General features: G+C 70.1%; 13 protein-coding genes and 1 pseudogene. 7 read left to right on the plus strand and 7 right to left on the minus strand.

The genetic code is table 11. The features are described 5' to 3' along the window. The first annotated feature begins 179 nt into the window (after positions 1–179). The 3 genes from KEC57_RS01385 (at position 180) to KEC57_RS01395 (ending at position 2241) form a co-directional block, all read left to right on the plus strand. Positions 180–530, plus strand: a complete 351-nt coding sequence (locus tag KEC57_RS01385; RefSeq protein WP_229382726.1) for a gamma-glutamylcyclotransferase family protein — start codon at positions 180–182, stop codon at positions 528–530. 273 nt (positions 531–803) lie between these two features. Then, positions 804–1700 carry an arginase family protein gene (locus KEC57_RS01390; protein ID WP_229382727.1) on the plus strand — a complete coding sequence of 299 codons (897 nt, stop codon included), beginning with the start codon at positions 804–806 and terminating at the stop codon, positions 1698–1700. Positions 1701–1770: 70 nt separating this feature from the next. Beyond that, complete coding sequence (locus tag KEC57_RS01395; RefSeq protein ID WP_229382728.1) at positions 1771–2241, plus strand: SixA phosphatase family protein; 471 nt, start codon at positions 1771–1773, stop codon at positions 2239–2241. 399 nt (positions 2242–2640) lie between these two features. Here KEC57_RS01395 and hutI read toward each other — a convergent pair whose 3' ends face one another. From hutI to hutH, 3 genes and pseudogenes are all read right to left on the minus strand, one after another. Next, on the minus strand, positions 2641–3933 hold the full coding sequence (gene hutI / locus KEC57_RS01400; protein WP_229382729.1) for an imidazolonepropionase: 1293 nt from the start codon (positions 3931–3933) through the stop codon (positions 2641–2643). A 99-nt stretch (positions 3934–4032) separates the two neighbouring features. After that, positions 4033–5700 (minus strand): annotated as a pseudogene (gene hutU / locus KEC57_RS01405) (urocanate hydratase); the annotation flags it as partial. A gap of 302 nt (positions 5701–6002) precedes the next feature. Next, the gene (gene hutH / locus KEC57_RS01410; protein WP_229382731.1) at positions 6003–7763 is read right to left on the minus strand and encodes a histidine ammonia-lyase; all 1761 of its coding nucleotides are present in this window, start codon (positions 7761–7763) and stop codon (positions 6003–6005) included. A 61-nt stretch (positions 7764–7824) separates the two neighbouring features. Here hutH and KEC57_RS01415 point away from each other — a divergent pair, with 61 nt between their 5' ends. Next, positions 7825–8649: an IclR family transcriptional regulator gene (locus KEC57_RS01415; protein ID WP_267492025.1), complete on the plus strand. Its 825-nt coding sequence runs from the start codon at positions 7825–7827 to the stop codon at positions 8647–8649. Positions 8650–8828: 179 nt separating this feature from the next. Here the strand turns inward: KEC57_RS01415 and KEC57_RS01420 are convergent, their stop codons facing one another. Further along, on the minus strand, positions 8829–9305 hold the full coding sequence (locus tag KEC57_RS01420) for a YbaK/EbsC family protein (RefSeq protein WP_229382732.1): 477 nt from the start codon (positions 9303–9305) through the stop codon (positions 8829–8831). Between the two features lie 73 nt (positions 9306–9378). Then, positions 9379–10200, minus strand: coding sequence for a methyltransferase domain-containing protein (locus tag KEC57_RS01425; RefSeq protein ID WP_229382733.1), 822 nt, complete (start codon positions 10198–10200; stop codon positions 9379–9381). 327 nt (positions 10201–10527) lie between these two features. Here KEC57_RS01425 and KEC57_RS01430 point away from each other — a divergent pair, with 327 nt between their 5' ends. The 3 genes from KEC57_RS01430 to KEC57_RS01440 all read left to right on the plus strand — a co-directional run bounded on the left by KEC57_RS01430 (position 10528) and on the right by KEC57_RS01440 (position 14694). Then, positions 10528–11751: a Glu/Leu/Phe/Val dehydrogenase family protein gene (locus KEC57_RS01430; RefSeq protein WP_229382734.1), complete on the plus strand. Its 1224-nt coding sequence runs from the start codon at positions 10528–10530 to the stop codon at positions 11749–11751. Positions 11752–11927: 176 nt separating this feature from the next. Continuing rightward, the gene (locus KEC57_RS01435; protein WP_229382735.1) at positions 11928–13520 is read left to right on the plus strand and encodes an AMP-binding protein; all 1593 of its coding nucleotides are present in this window, start codon (positions 11928–11930) and stop codon (positions 13518–13520) included. Between the two features lie 412 nt (positions 13521–13932). Beyond that, entirely contained in the window at positions 13933–14694 is a 762-nt protein-coding gene (locus KEC57_RS01440) for a ZIP family metal transporter (protein ID WP_229382736.1), read from the plus strand. Between the two features lie 144 nt (positions 14695–14838). Here KEC57_RS01440 and KEC57_RS01445 read toward each other — a convergent pair whose 3' ends face one another. Together KEC57_RS01445 and KEC57_RS01450 are read right to left on the minus strand one after the other, a co-directional pair. Next, positions 14839–16134 carry an HNH endonuclease signature motif containing protein gene (locus tag KEC57_RS01445; RefSeq protein WP_229382737.1) on the minus strand — a complete coding sequence of 432 codons (1296 nt, stop codon included), beginning with the start codon at positions 16132–16134 and terminating at the stop codon, positions 14839–14841. A gap of 250 nt (positions 16135–16384) precedes the next feature. Further along, on the minus strand, positions 16385–17641 hold the full coding sequence (locus KEC57_RS01450) for a glutamyl-tRNA reductase (protein ID WP_229382738.1): 1257 nt from the start codon (positions 17639–17641) through the stop codon (positions 16385–16387). Positions 17642–17672 lie beyond the last annotated feature (31 nt).

A 17672-nucleotide genomic window follows, 5' to 3' on the forward strand; every position in this document is an offset into this window, starting at 1 on the left:
ACCTGCGCTCACGACCCGCGCTCATGACCTGTGCTGGCGCCCTGCGCTCACGACCCGCGCTCACGACCCGTGCTGCGCCCTGCGCTCAGAACCCGCGTTCACGACCTGTGCTGACGCTGTGTGTTAACACTGGATGACAGCACCGGGACCCCGCCGCCCCCGCGGGCTACCCTGATCCCGTGGCCACGAACCAGTCCACCGAACTCCTCTTCAGCTACGGGACGCTCCAGCATCCCGAAGTGCAGCTCGACACGTTCGGGCGCCTCCTGGAGGGCGACGATGACGTCCTCCCCGGATACACCGTGGACTACGCCGAGATCTCGGATCGCCGGGTGGTGGATCTGTCGGGGACTTCGGTGCACCCGATCGTGCGGGCGACCGGCAATCCGCTCGACAAGGTCGTGGGCAAGGCGCTGCGCGTCAGCGAAGACGAGCTCGACGCCTCGGACGAGTACGAGGTCGTGCTGTACCGGCGCACGTCGGCCGTCCTCGCGAGCGGCCGGAGCGCGTGGGTCTACGTCTCGGCCTGACCGGGACTTCCCCCACGCAGCCAGGGAGATCCCTCAGCCCGACCCGAGACCTCCGCACCGCCGGGCACACCCACCCCGCACCCCGCAGCCCGACGCGAGACCTCCGCACCGCCAAGCACACCCACCCCGCACCCCGCAGCCCGACGCGAGACCTCCGCACCGCCAAGCACACCCACCCCGCACCCCGCAGCCCGACCCGAGACTCCCACGCCTCGCAAGGCACACCCCTCCTCGTGCCACCCCTCGCCCTCGCACGCGGAGTAGTTTCGAGTCGTGACGCTCGCCCATGATCCCCTGTGGCCGCGCGCCGGCGCGTGGCCGAGCCCGGCCGGCACCGGCTGGGATGCCGTCCTCCTCGGGGTCCCGGCGTTTCGCACGGCACTCACGCCGACGGGCGCGCACGCCACCCCTGCGGCCGTCCGCGCGGCACTGCAGCGCTACAGCCCGACCGTTCTCGGTCCGCCGGCCGTCGATCTCGACGAGGCTCTGCAGATCGCCGATGCGGGTGACATCGACGAGCCCGACGGGCAGGTGGGCGAGGCATCCGTCCGCACCGCCGTCGCGGCGCTCCGCGAACGCGCGGCACTGGTCGTCGCCCTCGGCGGAGACAACTCGATCACGTATGCCGTCGCGCAGGGCGCGGCGGCGACAGGTCTCATCACGATCGATGCGCACTTCGACCTGCGCGACGGCGTATCCAACGGCTCACCCGTGCGCCGGCTCGTCGCAGACGGGCTCGACCCGCGCCGGATCGTGCAGCTCGGCATCGCCGACTTCGCGAACTCGGCGGCATACGCGCGCCGCGCAGCCGACCTGGGCATCACGGTGATCTCGATGGACGACGTGCGGCGCCGAGGAGCGGATGCCGTCGCCGAGGCGCTCGAGATCGCCGGCGGTGGCGATGACGGTGGCGGTGGGGCGATCCATCTCGACATCGATGTCGATGTGTGCGACCGCTCGGTCGCGCCGGGATGCCCCGCCTCGGTGCCCGGCGGCCTGCAGGCGTGGGAGCTGCGCGCACTGGTGCGGGCAGCGGCATCCGATCCGCGGGTTCGCAGCGCCGACATCGTCGAGGTCGACGCGACCGCCGACGCCCCCGACGCACGCACGGTGCGCCTCGCAGCCCTCTGCGTGATGGAACTGCTCGCAGGAAAGGCGATCGCCCGATGACCAGACAGAGACCGTGTGAACGGGACACCCTCGCCGTGCGAGACATCACAACCGGAGAGGAGACGACGCGATGATCAGCCTCGTATTGGTGCGGCACGCGAAGTCGGACTGGGGCGACGCGTCGCTCGACGATCACGACCGACCGCTCAACGAGCGTGGCCGGCGCGACGCTCCGGTCATGGCCGCTCGGCTCGCGGCCACGGGTTTCCGCCCGGAGGCGATCGTCTCGAGCACGGCGCTGCGCGCCCGGTCCACGGCAGGGGCGTTCGGCGCCGAGTTCGACGCCGAGGTGTCACTCGATCCCGAGCTGTACGGGGCCTCGCCGCGTACGCTTCTGGCTGCCGCGGCCGCGAGCGGTGCGTCGTCGGTCATCGTGGTCGCGCACGATCCCGGCATGACTGTGCTCGCCGATCGACTGTCGGACGGCGGGATCGCCCATATGCCCACGTGCGCGGTCGCCACCTTCACGTGGAACGAGCAGGACTGGGACGTCGCGAGCGCGCTCGAACCCGACGCCTGGACGATCGACACACCGCGCTGACCCCGTCGGTACGCGACGCCCGTCCGTGCGTGCCTGCGCCACGTCACACCTCCTCGAGCGATCCTTACGACGCGCGATTCAGGAGTTGTGGCACGCGCTGACCCCGTCGGTACGCGACGCCCGTCCGTGCGTGCCTGCGCCGCGTCACACCTCCTCGAGCGATCCTTACGACGCGCGATTCGGGAGTTGTGGCACGCGCGTCTACTCGACGACCGGCGCACATCGTCCGCGTGCGTGCCGCGTCACGACTTCGCGAGCGACAGCCGCGCCGCCCGCGAAGCGCCGGATCCGCGCGGAAACCGGCCACGCCCTGAGGAGTTGCAGCGCACTCGTCGCCTCGATCAGCGGCGCCCACCCCTCGCGAAGACCCCCCGATGAGGGGCACACGCGTCGCCTCGATCAGCGGCGCGCATCCCCCGCGAAGACTCCCCTGATGAGGGGCACGCCCGGCCGATAGGCGAGATGCACACGGGTCGGGGCGTCGAGCATCACGAGGTCGGCCCGCATGCCGGGGGCGATCGCGCCGACGTCGGCGCGACGGAGGGCTCGCGCACCGCCGAGGGTGGCCGCCCATACGGCCTCGGCCGGAGTCATCCCCATCTCGCGCACAGCCAGGGCGATCATGAGCGGCATCGAGCTGGTGAAGCTCGAGCCGGGATTGCAGTCGCTCGCGAGCGCCACCGTGACACCCGCATCGATCAGGCGACGCGCATCGGGGTACGGCTGGCGCGTCGAGAACTCGACGCCGGGCAGCAGCGTCGCCACGGTCGAGCTCGACGCGAGCGCGGCGACGTCGGCGTCACTCAGATAGGTGCAGTGATCGACGGATGCCGCTCCCATCGCGACCGCGAGGCTCACGCCCTCCCCGGGCCCCAGCTGGTTGCCGTGCACCCGCGCCTCGAGACCGTGAGCGATCCCGGCAGCGAGGATCTGCCGGGCTTCGTCGGGCGTGAATGCGCCGCGCTCGCAGAACACATCGATCCAGCGGCTGTGCGGTGCGCACGCTTGCAGCATCGGCCCCGTGACGAGCTCGACGTACTCGCCGCGCCGCTCGGCATACTCTGTCGGCACGACGTGGGCGCCGAGGAACGTCACCTCGGCCGTCACCTCGGCTGCCAGGCGTGCGAGCCGGGCCTCGTCGTGCACGGTGAGGCCGTATCCGGTCTTGATCTCGAACGTCGTCGTTCCCTGAGCATGCAGTTCGGCGACGAGTCGCGCGAGGCGCGTCCGCAGTTCCTCGTCGCTCGCGCCGCGGGTCGCCTCGACCGTCCGCCGTATGCCACCGGCCGCATACGGCGTCCCCGTCATGCGCGCCTCGAACTCGTCGGCGCGGTCTCCGCCGAACACGAGATGCGTGTGGCTGTCGACGAAGCCCGGGATGACGGCGCGACCCTCGGCGTCGACGACCTCGAGGCCGTGATGTCTGATCTCGGGACCACCCGCATAGCCCCGGGGCCGATCGTGCACGTCGGGGCGTGATTTCCCCGCCCCGACGTGATGAATCCACCCCGGGGCGGCGCTGGCTGCGGCGCTGGCTGCGGCGACGGCCGAGGCATCCGCCGCAGCACCCACCCACATGATGCGCGATCCCTCGATCAGCACGGCGGCGTCGCGCAGCGTGCCGAGCCGGTCGCCGCGCTGCGGGACGTTGGTCGTCAACTCGCCGATGTTGGTCAGCAGCGTAGTGCCCACGGCATCGCTCCCTTCGTGTCCCGCATTCTCGCCTCCATGTCCCGAGATCCGCCACTCAGCCGGTCCGGAACGGAGGAACTCGGAACATGGATGATGTGATCACCCGTCCAGCATCGGAATGTTGAGGCCGCGCTCGCGCGCGACCTCCTTCGCCCGTTCGTATCCGGCGTCGACGTGGCGCATGACTCCGCTCCCCGGGTCATTCGTGAGCACGCGCTCGATCTTCTCGGCCGCGAGAGTGGTGCCGTCGGCGACCGTGACCTGACCGGCATGGATGCTGCGGCCGATGCCGACACCTCCGCCGTGGTGGATCGACACCCACGATGCGCCGCTCGAGGTGTTGAGCAGCGCGTTCAGCAGCGGCCAGTCGGCGATCGCGTCCGACCCGTCCGCCATGGCCTCGGTCTCGCGGTACGGACTCGCCACCGAGCCCGCGTCGAGATGGTCGCGGCCGATGACGATGGGACCGGCGAGCTCGCCCGACGCGACCATCTCATTGAACCTGAGGCCCGCGAGATGCCGCTCCTTGTAGCCCAGCCAGCAGATGCGTGCCGGAAGCCCCTCGAAATGGACGGTGTCACCCGCCTTGTCGAGCCACCGCACCAGCCCCGCGTTTTCGGGGAAGAGCTCTCTGACGGCCTGGTCGGTCTTGGCGATGTCTGCGGGGTCGCCTGACAGCGCCACCCACCGGAACGGTCCTCGTCCTTCTGCGAACTGCGGGCGGATGTAGGCCGGCACGAATCCGGGGAACGCGAAGGCCCGCTCGAAACCGCCGAGCTCCGCCTCTCGCCGGATCGAATTGCCGTAGTCGAAGACCTCGGCTCCGGCATCCTGGAATCCGACCATCGCGGCCACGTGCGCGGCCATCGATTCGCGCGCGCGTCGCGTGAACTCTTCAGGATCGGCGGATGCCTCGACCTTCCAGTCCGCGAACGCGACGCCGACGGGCAGATACGCCAGCGGATCGTGTGCGCTGGTCTGATCCGTCACGATGTCGATCGGGACGCCCCGCCGCAGCAGCTCGGGGAAGATGTCGGCGGCGTTGCCGACGACTCCGACGCTGAGCGCCGCGCCGGCTCTCTTCGCGGCGACGACCCAGTCGACTGCCGCGTCGAGGTTGGTCGTGTACTCGTCGAGGTAGCCGTGCTCGACACGTCGCGCGAGGCGCGACTCGTCGACATCGACGATCAGCACCACGCCGCCGTTGAGCGTCACGGCGAGCGGCTGCGCACCGCCCATCCCTCCGCATCCCGCGGTGAGCGTCAGGGTGCCGGCGAGGTCGGCGTTCGACTCGTCCGCGCCCGTGCGTGCGGCGAGCGACCGGGCGACGGCGGCGAACGTCTCGTACGTCCCTTGCAGGATGCCCTGCGTGCCGATGTAGATCCACGACCCGGCGGTCATCTGGCCGTACATCGTCAGGCCCAGGGCTTCGAGCCTGCGGAACTCCGGCCAGGTCGCCCAGTCCCCCACGAGGTTGGAGTTGGCGATGAGCACGCGCGGCGCCCATTCGTGCGTGCGGAACACGCCCACGGGCTTACCCGACTGCACGAGCAGCGTCTCGTCGGGTTCGAGCTCGTCGAGCGTGCGCACGATGGCATCGAACGCCTCCCAGCTGCGCGCCGCTTTGCCGGTGCCGCCGTAGACGACGAGGTCTTCCGGATGCTCGGCGACCTCGGGGTCGAGGTTGTTCATCAGCATGCGCTTGGCGGCCTCGGCGCCCCAGCTCTTGGCAGTGCGCACCGGCCCCCTCGGCGCGCGAACCGTGCGCGGGGCGTTCGCAGCGGCCCCGCTGCGCGCGACACCCTCGGCGCTCCCGGCACCCCCAGCGACCCCCGCACTCCCAGCGCCCGCTGTGCCCGCTGCGCCCGTTGTGCCCGCTGTGCCCGCGCTGCTCTTAGCATCCCCGGTGCTGGAGACATCCCCGATTCTGGATACATCCCCGGTGCTCTCGGCATCCCCGGTGCGGGAGACATCCTCGGTATTGGCCTCCCCGGTGCCCCCGGTACGGGAATCCGGAACTGCCGAGGCCGAGCCTGCTCCGGTCGCTGAGCCAGTCGAAATGGTCATCGTCACTCCTTCGTGGACGGGTCGAGTGCGGCGGAAGCGACGGCGCCCGATGCGACGAGCGAGGTCACCGCCTCCATGTCGGGTGAGAGGAATCGGTCGGCGCCGGGGCCGGCGGCCACCGTGCGCACCAGGTCGCGCACGGCACCGGTCACAGGTCCGGGCTGCAGCGGAGCACGCAGGTCGAGCGCGCGGGCACCGGTGAGCACCTCGATCGCGAGCACCCGCGAGAGCCCGTCGATGGCGCGGCGGAGCTTGCGAGCGGCCGCCCATCCCATCGACACGTGGTCCTCCTGCATGGCCGACGAAGGGATCGAGTCGACGGATGCCGGCACCGCGAGGCGCTTGAGCTCCGAGACGATCCCCGCCGCCGCGTACTGCGCGATCATGAGGCCCGAGTCGACGCCGACTTCATGCGCGAGGAACGGCGGAAGCCCGTTGCTGCGGGCCGGGTCGAGTGCGCGGTCAGTGCGGCGCTCCGATATCGAAGCGACGTCGGCCACAGCGATGGCGAGGAAGTCGAGCACGTACGCGATGGGCGCACCGTGGAAGTTGCCGTTCGATTCCACGCGGCCGTCGTCCGTGATCACCGGATTGTCGACGGCGGACGCAAGCTCACGGGCGGCGATGAGGCGGGCGTGCTCGACGGTGTCGCGGGCGGCGCCATGGACCTGCGGCGAGCACCGCAGCGAGTAGGCGTCCTGCACCCGCGTACAGACGGCGGGATCCCGGTGCGAGGCGACGATCGGCGAGCCGGCGAGCGCCGTCCGCAGGTTCGCCGCCGACGCGGCCTGGCCGACGTGGGGGCGGAGAGCCTGCAGGTCGGCCGCGAACACGGCGTCGGTGCCGAGTTGCGACTCCACCGACATCGCGGCGGCGACGTCGGCCGTGTCGAGCAGCATCGACAGATCGTGGATCGCGAGCAGCAGCATCCCGAGCATCCCGTCGGTGCCGTTGATCAGGGCGAGGCCCTCCTTCTCGCGCAGGACGAGTGGGGCGATTCCCCCCACGCTCTCCCCCGGCGCAGCACCCACGCCCCCACCAGACGCAGCAGCCCCCACGCCCTCCCCAGGCGCAACTCCCACGTCCTCGCCAGGCGCAGGCCCCACGCTCTCCCCGGGCGCAACCCCCACGCCGTCCCCCGGTGTCGCTGGCGTGTCGCCCGCAGCCTCGGGGTGCGTGGGCCGAGCGGCGGCGAGCGCCTCGAGGGCATCGCGTTCGTTCCCCTCCGCGTCGCGCACGCGACCCTCGCCCATCGCGGCGAGCGCGACGTGCGAGAGCGGGGCGAGATCGCCCGAGCAGCCGAGCGAACCAAACTCCCGCACGATCGGGGTGATTCCCGCATTCAGCATCGCTGCGTAGGTGTCGACGACGACCGGCCGCACGCCGGTGTGCCCGGTGGCGAGGGTCTGGAGCCGCAGCACCATGAGCGCGCGGATGACTTCGCGCTCGACCTCCGCTCCGGTGCCGGCGGCATGCGAGCGGATCAGGCTCGCCTGCAGCTGCAGACGTCGCTCGGGAGCGATGAAGGTGGTGGCCAGGGCGCCGAATCCCGTCGAGATGCCATAGTGCGGCTCGGGGTCGTCGGCGAGACTCTCGACCAGTCCTCGGGTCGCTGCGACCCGTGCGCGGGCCGCCGGCGCGATGTCGACGCGAGCGCCGTGCCGCGCGACGGCGACGACCTCTTCTGGGCGCAGGGGGGCGGCGCCGACCGTGACGACATCGCCGGGCGTATCGACCGCGAGGTGTGCGGCAAGGTGTGTCATGCTCCGATTCCACACCGCCGGGGTGTCGCGCGACAGGCGGTCATGGCATCCTGTGTCTGTCATGCCAGACAGTTCCGGATCGGTGCCGCCGCGCCACGCGTCCTCTCCGACGTCCGATGAGACGCTGCGGCCCCAGGTGCCGGCAGCGGATCAGACGTTGCGCATTCTGACCTTCCTGGCGCGCCAGCGCGGACCTGTTCCCGCCCGGACGATCGCCACGTCACTCGGGCTCGCACGGTCGAGCCTCTACCACCTGCTCGCGACGCTCGAGGAGCACCAGTTCGTCGTGCACCTGCCCGAAGAGCGGCGCTGGGGCCTGGGTATCTCCGCGTTCGAGCTCGCCGGCGGTTACGCCCGGCAAGAGCCCCTCGCCCGGCTCGGCCGACCCGTGCTCGCCGATCTCGTCGACCGCGGCCACGAGAGCGCCCACCTCGCCGTGATGCACGGCCGTGATGTGCTCTACATCGTCGAGGAGCGCGCCGCCCACCGTCCCGCACTGGTCACCGACGTCGGCGTCCGTCTCCCCGCACATCTGACTGCGACGGGCCGGGCCATGCTCGCCGCCCTGCCGCGCGAGCAGGTGCGAGCGCTCTTTCCGGATGCCGGAGCGTTCGCCGACCGAACGGGTCGCGGTCCTCGACGCCCAGGGGAACTGCGCGATCTGCTGCGTGAAGCCCGCGCGCGGGGGTTCGCGGTCGAGGACGGCGAGGTGACACTCGGTCTGCGATCGATCGGGACGGTGGTGCGCGACCACACCGGATGGCCGGCCGCCGCGATCGCGCTCACCTGGCCCGCCGACACAGAACGTGATGCGGCGGAAATGGCGTCGCTGACGGCGTCGGCCGCGCGCGAGCTCGAGCGGCGGATCGGCCGGTCGCGCGGCTGAGCATCAGGCGAGAGCGCGATCCCGCGAGCTCGCCCAACCAGGACGCGACCGCCGCGATGGTCCGCTGTTGGCAGCGCGCGCTCAGTCAGTAGGCGCTCAGTCGGCGCTCAATCCTGGGCGCTCCGTCGGTCCGCGCTCCGTCAGTCCGCGCTCAGCTTCCGCGCTCGGTCGGTCCGCGGTCAGTCGACCTTCGCGACCGTCCCGCCGGTGAGGCGCACGAGTTCGTCGAACGTCAGCGGGAACACCGTGTGCGGAGTCCCGCCGGCGGCCCAGATCTCGTCGTATGTCGCGAGATCCTCGTCCACGATGGTCGTGAGCGGCGCAGGATGCCCCGTCGGTGCGACCCCGCCGATGGCCTGACCCGTCGCCTCCCGTACCTGCTCGACGCTCGCCCGCTGAATCCTCCCGCGACCGAGACGGTCGGCCAGGGCTGCGGTGTCCACGCGGTGCGCACCGCTCGTCATGACGAGGAGTGGCTCGTCGTCGCACCAGAAGACGAGGCTGTTCGCGATCGCACCGACCTCGATGTCGAGGGCCGCGGCCGCCAGCACGGCGGTGGACGCGGCATCCGGGAGCACGACGATGTCGCCGGCGATCCCCGCGGTGCGGAGGGACTCATGGACGAGGCGGCTGCGGGTGGGAAGGTGCGCGGTCACCCGGACAGCCTACTTATCGGTGCCGCCGTACCCGACGCGCGTGCAGCGGCCCGGAGCAAAGGCGCTGCGATCGCTATGCGGGGGAATCGTCGGCTGTGCCACGCGCGAGAATCTCGGCGTGCGGCATGAGCAGCCAGCCGTCTTCCGATGCCGCCCACTCGTTCCAGCCGGACGCCATGCGCTCGAGCGCCGCGCGATCCGCGAACCCGAGATCGACGGCATGACGGGCGAAGTCGGATGAGACGGCGCGCTCGGCCCAGGCCCCGCCCCACCACGCCCGGTCCTCGGGCGACTCGAAGAGCCAGGTCGACACGCTCGAGGTGACGTCGGCGAATCCCGCTGCGCGCGCCCATGCCTTCAGTCGCCGGCCTGCGGCGGGATCGCCGCTGACTGCCCGATGCACGCGAAGGTAGACATCGCGCCACTCGTCCAGCCCAGGCACGAGCGGGTACCAGATGACGCCCTCGTAGTCGACATCGCGTGCCGCCACGATGCCGTCTGGCCGAACCACCCGCCGGAACTCGCGCAGCGCGTCGACCGGCCGATCGAGATGCTGCAGCACCTGATGCGCATGGACCACGTCGTACGTATCGTCGACGGCATCCAACGCGTACGCGTCGTCGACGACGAAATCGACGTTGCCGATCCCTCGCTCCCGCGCGGCGGACGCGGCCTGTTCGACGATCGCGGGCGACGCGTCGATGCCGGTGACGAGACCCGGGGCCACGAGGCCGGCAAGATCGATGGTGATGGTTCCCGGTCCCGATCCGACGTCGAGCACGCGCATGCCCTGCTTGAGATGCGGGAGCAGATAGCCCGCCGAATTCTCGGCGGTACGCCAGCGGTGCGACCGCAGAACGCTCTCGTGATGACCATGGGTATAGGCGCCGGACACCCTGCGACTGTACCGCGGCCGCGACACCCGCGTTCGCGCCCCGTACGGCCACGCAGCGCAGTCTGCCATGCATCATCGCGGATCTGCTGCGAGGACCACGCACTCTGCGCAGCTGCCTTCGACCCGGTTGAACAATCCGTCGCGGCGGTGTGCAATAGGAACGGATGCCGCAACGCAGCGGCATCCGTAGCGCACTGCCCACGAGGCCGCCGAAGGAAGAATGCGATGACGCACACCCCGCCCGCCACACCCGCAACGCATACGCAGAGTGACGAAAGCGCACAGAGCGTGCAGAGCCCTCGGCCCGAACCCTCCGAATCACCTGCGATGACGAACGCCCCGCCCGCCACACCCGCAACGCAGACGCAGACGCAGACGCAGAGCGACGAGAGCACACACGGCACACGGCCCGAACACTCCGAATCACCGGCGATCGTCGCGCCGCCCGCTCCGGCCCGACCGCGATCCGCAGCCGCGGCACCCGCACTGCGCCTGCCCGAATTCACCCATGAGCGCGTAGAGGTGCTCACCGGACGACGCAGCGGCCTGTTCCTCGCGGTCGCGCTGCATTCCTCGGCACTCGGCTCGGCACTGGGCGGTGCGCGCATGTGGACGTATCCGCACTGGAGCGATGCCCTCGGCGACGCCCTGCGCCTGTCGGCCGCCATGACTCTCAAGAATGCCGCGGCGGGTCTCGACGCGGGCGGCGGCAAAGCCGTCATCGCGGTCCCGCCGGGCACGGTGCTCGACACCGAACGGCGCCGCGCCGCGTTCCTCGATCTGGGCGACGCCGTCGAGTCGCTTCACGGTCTGTACCGCACGGCCGAAGACGTCGGCTCGACCTCGAACGACATGCTCATCGTGAGCGAACGCACCGAGCACGTGGTCGGACTCCCCGACGCCGTCGGCGGATCGGGCGAGCCCGCCGGACCCACCAGCCTCGGGGTCTATGAGTCGCTGCGCACCACCCTCGAGCGGGTCACCGGCTCGGCCGACGTCCACGGCCGTCACATCACGATCTCGGGCCTCGGCCAGGTCGGCAGCCGCCTGGCGGTGCGGCTGTCCGCCGAAGGCGCGGTGCTGACGGTGACCGATGTCAACCCCGCCAAGCGCGATCTCGCCCTCGACCTCGGCGCCGTGTGGAGCATGCCGGGCGAGGAGCACCTCGTCCCGGCGGATGTCTTCGTTCCCGCGGGTATCGGCGGGCTTCTCACCGACGACGTCATCGACGCACTGGATGCCCGGGCGGTATGCGGTCCCGCGAACAACCCGCTCGCCGAGCGAGCGGGCGCCGAGCGCCTCGCCGCACGCGGCATCCTGTATGCGCCCGACTTCGTGGTCAACGCCGGCGGAGTGATCTACCTCGACCTCGAGGCGAAGAAGCTGGGCACTCGCGCCGAGATCATGGAGCGCGTCGCGCGCATCGGTGACACGGTGCGCCGCGTCTTCGACGAGTCGGAGGCGCGCAGCGTCACGCCTCTCGAGGCCGCGGAGGGACTCGCCGCCGAAAGACTCGCGAGCGCCGGGCGTCAGCCCGCTCTCGCGCACTGACCGGTTCCCCGGGGCGCCGGTCAGGGTGCGTCCCGGGGGCCGACCTCGGTCGGCCTCGTCCGATCCGACGCTGGGACTGCGTCCCATGCTCTCTGGCATCGCGTGCCACATTTCGAGGTTGCGATGGCATGATGGGGCTCGGCGCAGTGTCGCGTCCCACGATCGAAGGAGATCCGGTGTTCACCAGTCCCCACCCCGATGTCGAGATCCCCGAAGTCAGCATCTACGACTACCTGTTCTCGAGCCTGACCGACGACGATCTCGGCCGCGTCGCGCTCATCGATCCGGCCACCGGCGCCGAGACCTCGTACGGAGCGCTGCGCGCCCAGATCGATGCGTTCGCGGGCGCCCTCGCCGCGCGCGACGTCACGGTCGGCACGGTACTGGGCCTGCTCTGCCCCAACGTCCCCGCATTCGCGACCGTCTTCCACGGGATCCTGCGCGCGGGCGCCACGGTGACGACGATCAATTCTTTGTACACCGCCGGCGAGATCGAGAAGCAGCTGCGGGATGCCGGAGCCACATGGCTCGTGACCGTGAGTCCGCTTCTGCCCCAGGCGTCCACTGCGGCCGAGGCCGTCGGCATCCCCCACGATCGCGTGATCGTGCTGGACGGCGCGCCCGGGCACGCCAATCTGAGAGAACTGCTCACCGAGGGCTCACCCGCGCCCGATGTCTCGTTCGATCCGGCAACGCATGTCGCCGTACTCCCGTACTCGTCGGGCACGACGGGCATCCCGAAGGGCGTGATGCTGTCACACCGCAACCTGGTGGCTAACGTCGAGCAGTGCGGGCCGATCCTCGATCTGCGCACGACGGACCGCGTGCTGGCGGTACTGCCGTTCTTCCACATCTACGGCATGACCGTGCTGCTCAACCTGGCCCTGCACCAGCGCGCGAGCCTGGTCACGATGCCGAAGTTCGATCTTGTCGAGTTCCTCACGAATATCCAGAAGTACCAGTGCACGTATCTCTACATCGCGCCGCCGATCGCGGTCGCCCTCGCGAAGCATCCGGTCGTCGACCAGTTCGACATCTCGAGTGTGCACACCGTGTTCTCGGGCGCCGCTCCCCTTGATGGAGAGACCGCCGAGCTGGCGGGCCGGCGCATCAACGCGCGCATGATGCAGGGTTACGGCATGAGCGAGCTCAGCCCGGTCTCGCACGCGATGCCGCATCAGCGCCACGACGTGCCGGTGAGCTCGGTGGGCACCATGCTGCCGAACACGCTCAACAAGCTCGTCGACACCGAGACAGGTGAAGAGATCACCGAGGTGGGGCCGAATGGGGTGACCCGACCCGGCGAGCTGTGGGTCAAGGGGCCGAACGTCATGCTCGGCTACCTGAACAAGCCAGAGGCGACCGCCGAGACCCTCGACGCCGAGGGCTTCCTCCACACCGGCGACGTCGCGGTGTTCCACGAGGGAGGCTACTTCTCGATCGTCGACCGGGTGAAGGAGCTGATCAAGTACAAGGGTTACCAGATCGCTCCGGCAGAGCTCGAGGCGCTGCTGCTCAGCCATCCGAAGGTGATGGATGCCGCAGTCATCGGCGTGCTCGACGACGACAAGCAAGAGATCCCCAAGGCCTTCATCGTCACCGCGCCCGACAGCGGACTCACCGAGGACGAGGTCATGATCTTCGTCGCCGAGCAGGTCGCGCCGCACAAGAAGGTGCGGCGCGTGGAGTTCATCGACGCGATCCCGAAATCCACCGCCGGCAAGATCCTGCGAAAGGACCTACGCGCCCGCGAAACCGCGAAGGTCTGACGCACGCTGCTCACGCCCTGCTCACGCCCTGCTCGCACCCCGCTCGCACCCCGCTCGCCCTGCCCGCACCCCGCTAGCACCCCGCTAGCACCCCGCTCGCCCTGCTCGCCCCCGCTCGCCCCTGCTCGCACTGCTCGCACCCCGCTCATGTGCCGGCGGGCGCGGCACGATGGGGAGCGGCACACGGCATGTGATCGGGCACGACGCCACGTGTTCCCGTTCCAGCTCCAGCTCCCGTTCCCGTTCTCGTTCCCGTTCCGGTTGGGGCGCACCGGCGGTTCCGGCGGCCACGCGCCTCGGACTCCGGCACCCACGCACCGCCGTGCGAGTCGAATCCGGTGGTCCGCGACGCGTTTCGACTCGCAACGCCTGCCCGACGGCCGCGGACGGTGTCTGCCGCTAAGTTGACCGCATGGAGGGATTGTGGCTCGCGGCGCTGAGCGGCCTGATCGGGGGCGGCACACTGCTCGTCGGTGCCGCCGTCGCGTGGTTCATCGATATTCCGCAACGGGTCGTCGCGGGGATCATGGCGCTCGGCGCCGGCGTGCTCATCTCGACGCTGGCGTTCGAACTCGTCGAAGCGGCCGCCGACGTCGGCGGACTCGTTCCGACCAGCGTGGGGTTCCTGACCGGCGCCGTGCTGTACATCGTGGCGGACTGGCTGGTCACGCGCCCGCAGGCGAAGCCGGCAGCGGTGCCCGCCAACATCGTCGCGCGCCGCGCCCATTCACGGCTCGCCGGAGGTGCGGGCGCGGCGATCGCGATCGGCGCACTGATCGACGGCATTCCCGAGTCGATCGTGATGGGCCTGTCGGTGCTGCAGGGCGGAATCAGCATCCCTATCGTCGCGGCGATCGCGATCAGCAACTTCCCTGAAGGACTGGGCTCGACCGCGGCACTGAAGCGCAGCGGTTCGAGCGCGCGCTCTGTGGCGCTGCTGTGGGGCGGGATCGCATTCATCACCGTCGCGGCATCGGTGCTCGGATACGTGGCGTTCCAGTCGGCGTCGCCGAACCTCGTGGCCCTCATCACGACGATCGCCGCGGGCGGGCTTCTCGCGATGGTGTGCAACACCATGATTCCCGAAGCGTTCGACGAGCAGCGCGCGCTGACGGGCCTCTGGGCGACGATCGGGTTCTTGGGCGCATTCCTGCTGCACGAGCTTGCGGGATGACGGGACCAGCGCAGATCGGACCCTTGGGCGCGCTCCAGCTGCACGAACTTACGGCAGGACAAGACCCGAGCAGATCGGATTCCGGGCGCATTCCTGCTGCACGAACTTACGGCAGGACCGGAGACGAGCCTGAGCGGGTCGCGTTCAGAACGGTGCGTCTCGCGCGGCGGCAGGCCGGAATACCGGAACTCGCCTCTCGGGCTCGACGCGATAACGCCGCCCGGATGGGGACGTCCACTCCAGGGCACCCCCGCTGCCGTCGACCTGTCTCACCGTCCACCCGCCGTGGTGCTTCACGATGTGATGGCCCTTGCAGATCGGTGCGAGGTTGAGGAGAGACGTCGTTCCGCCGACTTCCCACGCGATCGTGTGGTCGATCTCGCATCGCGAGGCAGGCATCCCGCACCCCGGAGCCATGCACCGATCGGCCCGCCACTTGACGAGTCTGCGCAGTCCCGGTGGCGGCCGATACTGGTCGCGCCCCACCGAGAGCACCATGCCGGTCTCAGGGTGCGTGAGGACCCGCATCCATCCGTCTGCTCCGCCGCACAATTCGCGCGCCCTTGCGATGGGGATCGGCCCCATACCTTCGACCGTCGCCGGCTCGGCCCCCGGAACGGCATCGTCGAGCAGTGCGAGCGCGGGGACCGTCACGGCCACCGTCGCTCGAATACCTCGCACGTCGGCCGACTGAGCAGTCGCCTCACCCTCGATGAGCAGATCGGCGATCACATCGGCTCGGATCTGATCGAGCGTGCGAGTTTCACCCTCGCGCGCCGCGATGACTTTGGCCATCGCGGTCGCACGCGCCTGGATCGCACACGCCTCGACAGCGGGAAGGTAGACCATCAGCCACGCCATGGCGTCGTCACCGAACTCCACGCGCACACGGCGCTGATCGAGCGCGACCTCGTGACGCTCCAGCAGGGTCTGTGTACGCTCAGCCTCGATCAGCTTCCGCAGCGATCTGCGGAATGTTCCGACGGACTCGACTTCGGCCAGCTCGATTGCAGCCTCAACGATGCGGTCGTGGAACTCGGGTTCGACGCTCATCATCGCGTCGACGAGGATCTCGGCATGCCGCTCTGTCGTACGTCCGCGGCTCAAAGCATCGAGCATGCGCGGGAAGCGATGGACGAGCGCCTCCGCCCGCGTGATGAGTTCGCCTGCGGCACGCTCGGTCACGCGCAGCGCGGCAGCCAACTCGAGTCGAATGCCCCGCTCGATGACTTCGCGCACGCCGATACCGCGACCGGATGCCTCGGCGAGCAGCTCACGACGCATCGCGTCGACGTGTTCGAACTGGTAGGCAGCGAAGACTGACAGCATGGCGGCAGCCTCGAGCACGAAGTCCATTGCGTCCGGCACCTCGAACCACCCGTCGGCCCCGTCGAGACTCGGGCCTGCGGGAAGACCGTCGAGGTGGTCATCGAGGCTCATGCCTCCAGTTTAGAACATATGTTCGATGGCCACAAGGGTCGAACGTCTGCCCATCGACTGCTTCACGCCAGACGGAGCACGCGCGTATTCACCACGCAGCCCCGAAGAATCGACTACCTAGAATCGCCCCACTTCGAATCAGCCACCTCGCGCCGAGCCGGCCAGCCAGCCAGCCAGGTGACACCGGATCCACGCGTCACACCGCATCCACTCCGTCACGCCCGACGAACGTCGCGCCGGACCGAGTGCGTCAGGCCGAGGCGGTCCAGTCGTCGGCTTCGGCGCCGCCGGCGGCGGATTCGTCGTCGATCGCGAGTCCGTGCAGCAGTTCCAGTGCGGCGCGGGCGTCGTCGATGCGCCCTTCGACGGCGAGTTCACGGATGCGCACCGACGGTTTGTGCAGGAGCACTCCGGCGAGATGGCGCAGGGCGGCCTCGACGTCATCGCCGGCGCCGCGCGAACGGGCACGGGCGATCTCGTCGTCGACGACCTTGAGCACATCCTGGCGGAGCGCGGTGATCGCGGGGCCGGCTTCGCGGTCGGCGGCGAACTCGGTCGCGGCATCGCCGACGATCGCGCGGGCGTCGGCGTGTGCGCTGAACTCCGCGAGCGGCGCGTGCAGGCGGATCGTCTCGAGATCGAGCAGCTCGACGCCCTCGACGCGGCCCACCGCGGGGTCGACGTTGCGCGGCAGCCCGAGGTCGATCACGAGCACGCGGTGCGCCGGCGCGAACATGTCGGCGTGCACGACGGCATCCGCCGTGCACGTGATGACGACGTCAGCGTCCGCCACGGCGGCGCGGAAGTCCGATACGGCGACGAGCCCGTGCTTCACCGCGAATGCGGCCGCGCGCCCGGAAGGGGAGAACACGTGGATGTCACCGGCACCCCGCGCACGCAGCGCGTCGACGGTGCGGGAGGCGTAGCGTCCGGTACCGACGACCACGACGCGGGACGCACTCCAGTCCGCCACGCGGCTGGAGGCGAGTTCGAGCGCGAGACGGACGAGTGAACGGTGGGCGCCGCGCAGCTGGGTGCGGTTGCGCACACCGCGGCTGGTGTGGGTGGCCTTCTGGAAGAGACGTTCCAGCTCGCTGCTGCTCATACCCTCGGCTCGTGCGGTGTCGAGAGCGCGGCGCACCTGGCCCGAGATCTCGTCCTCGCCGACGACCATGGATTCCAGGCCGCTCGTCACGGCGAACAGGTGGGCTGCGGCATCCGCTCCCTGGTGCACTGCCACCGACGAGCGCAGCAGATCGGTGGAGACACCGGATGCTGCCGCCATCGCTTCGACGACGGATTCGAGAGCGACCGCCTCGCCGCCGGTGAGCGGTTCGTCGATGTCGAGGTAGGCCTCGAACCGGTTGCACGTGGCCAGAACCACCGCGCCGGAGACGAAGATCTCGCCGTCCACGAGGGCGCGCGTCGCAGAAGGCGCGCCCACGGAGAGACGCTCCAGGATGTCGAGGCTCGCGTTCCGATGGTTCGCGGTCAGACAGAGGAGCACCCCTCCATGGTAGAGCACCCTCGGAGACCGG

The sequence above is a fragment of the Microbacterium allomyrinae genome, from assembly GCF_020682705.1.
Classification (GTDB): domain Bacteria; phylum Actinomycetota; class Actinomycetes; order Actinomycetales; family Microbacteriaceae; genus Microbacterium; species Microbacterium allomyrinae.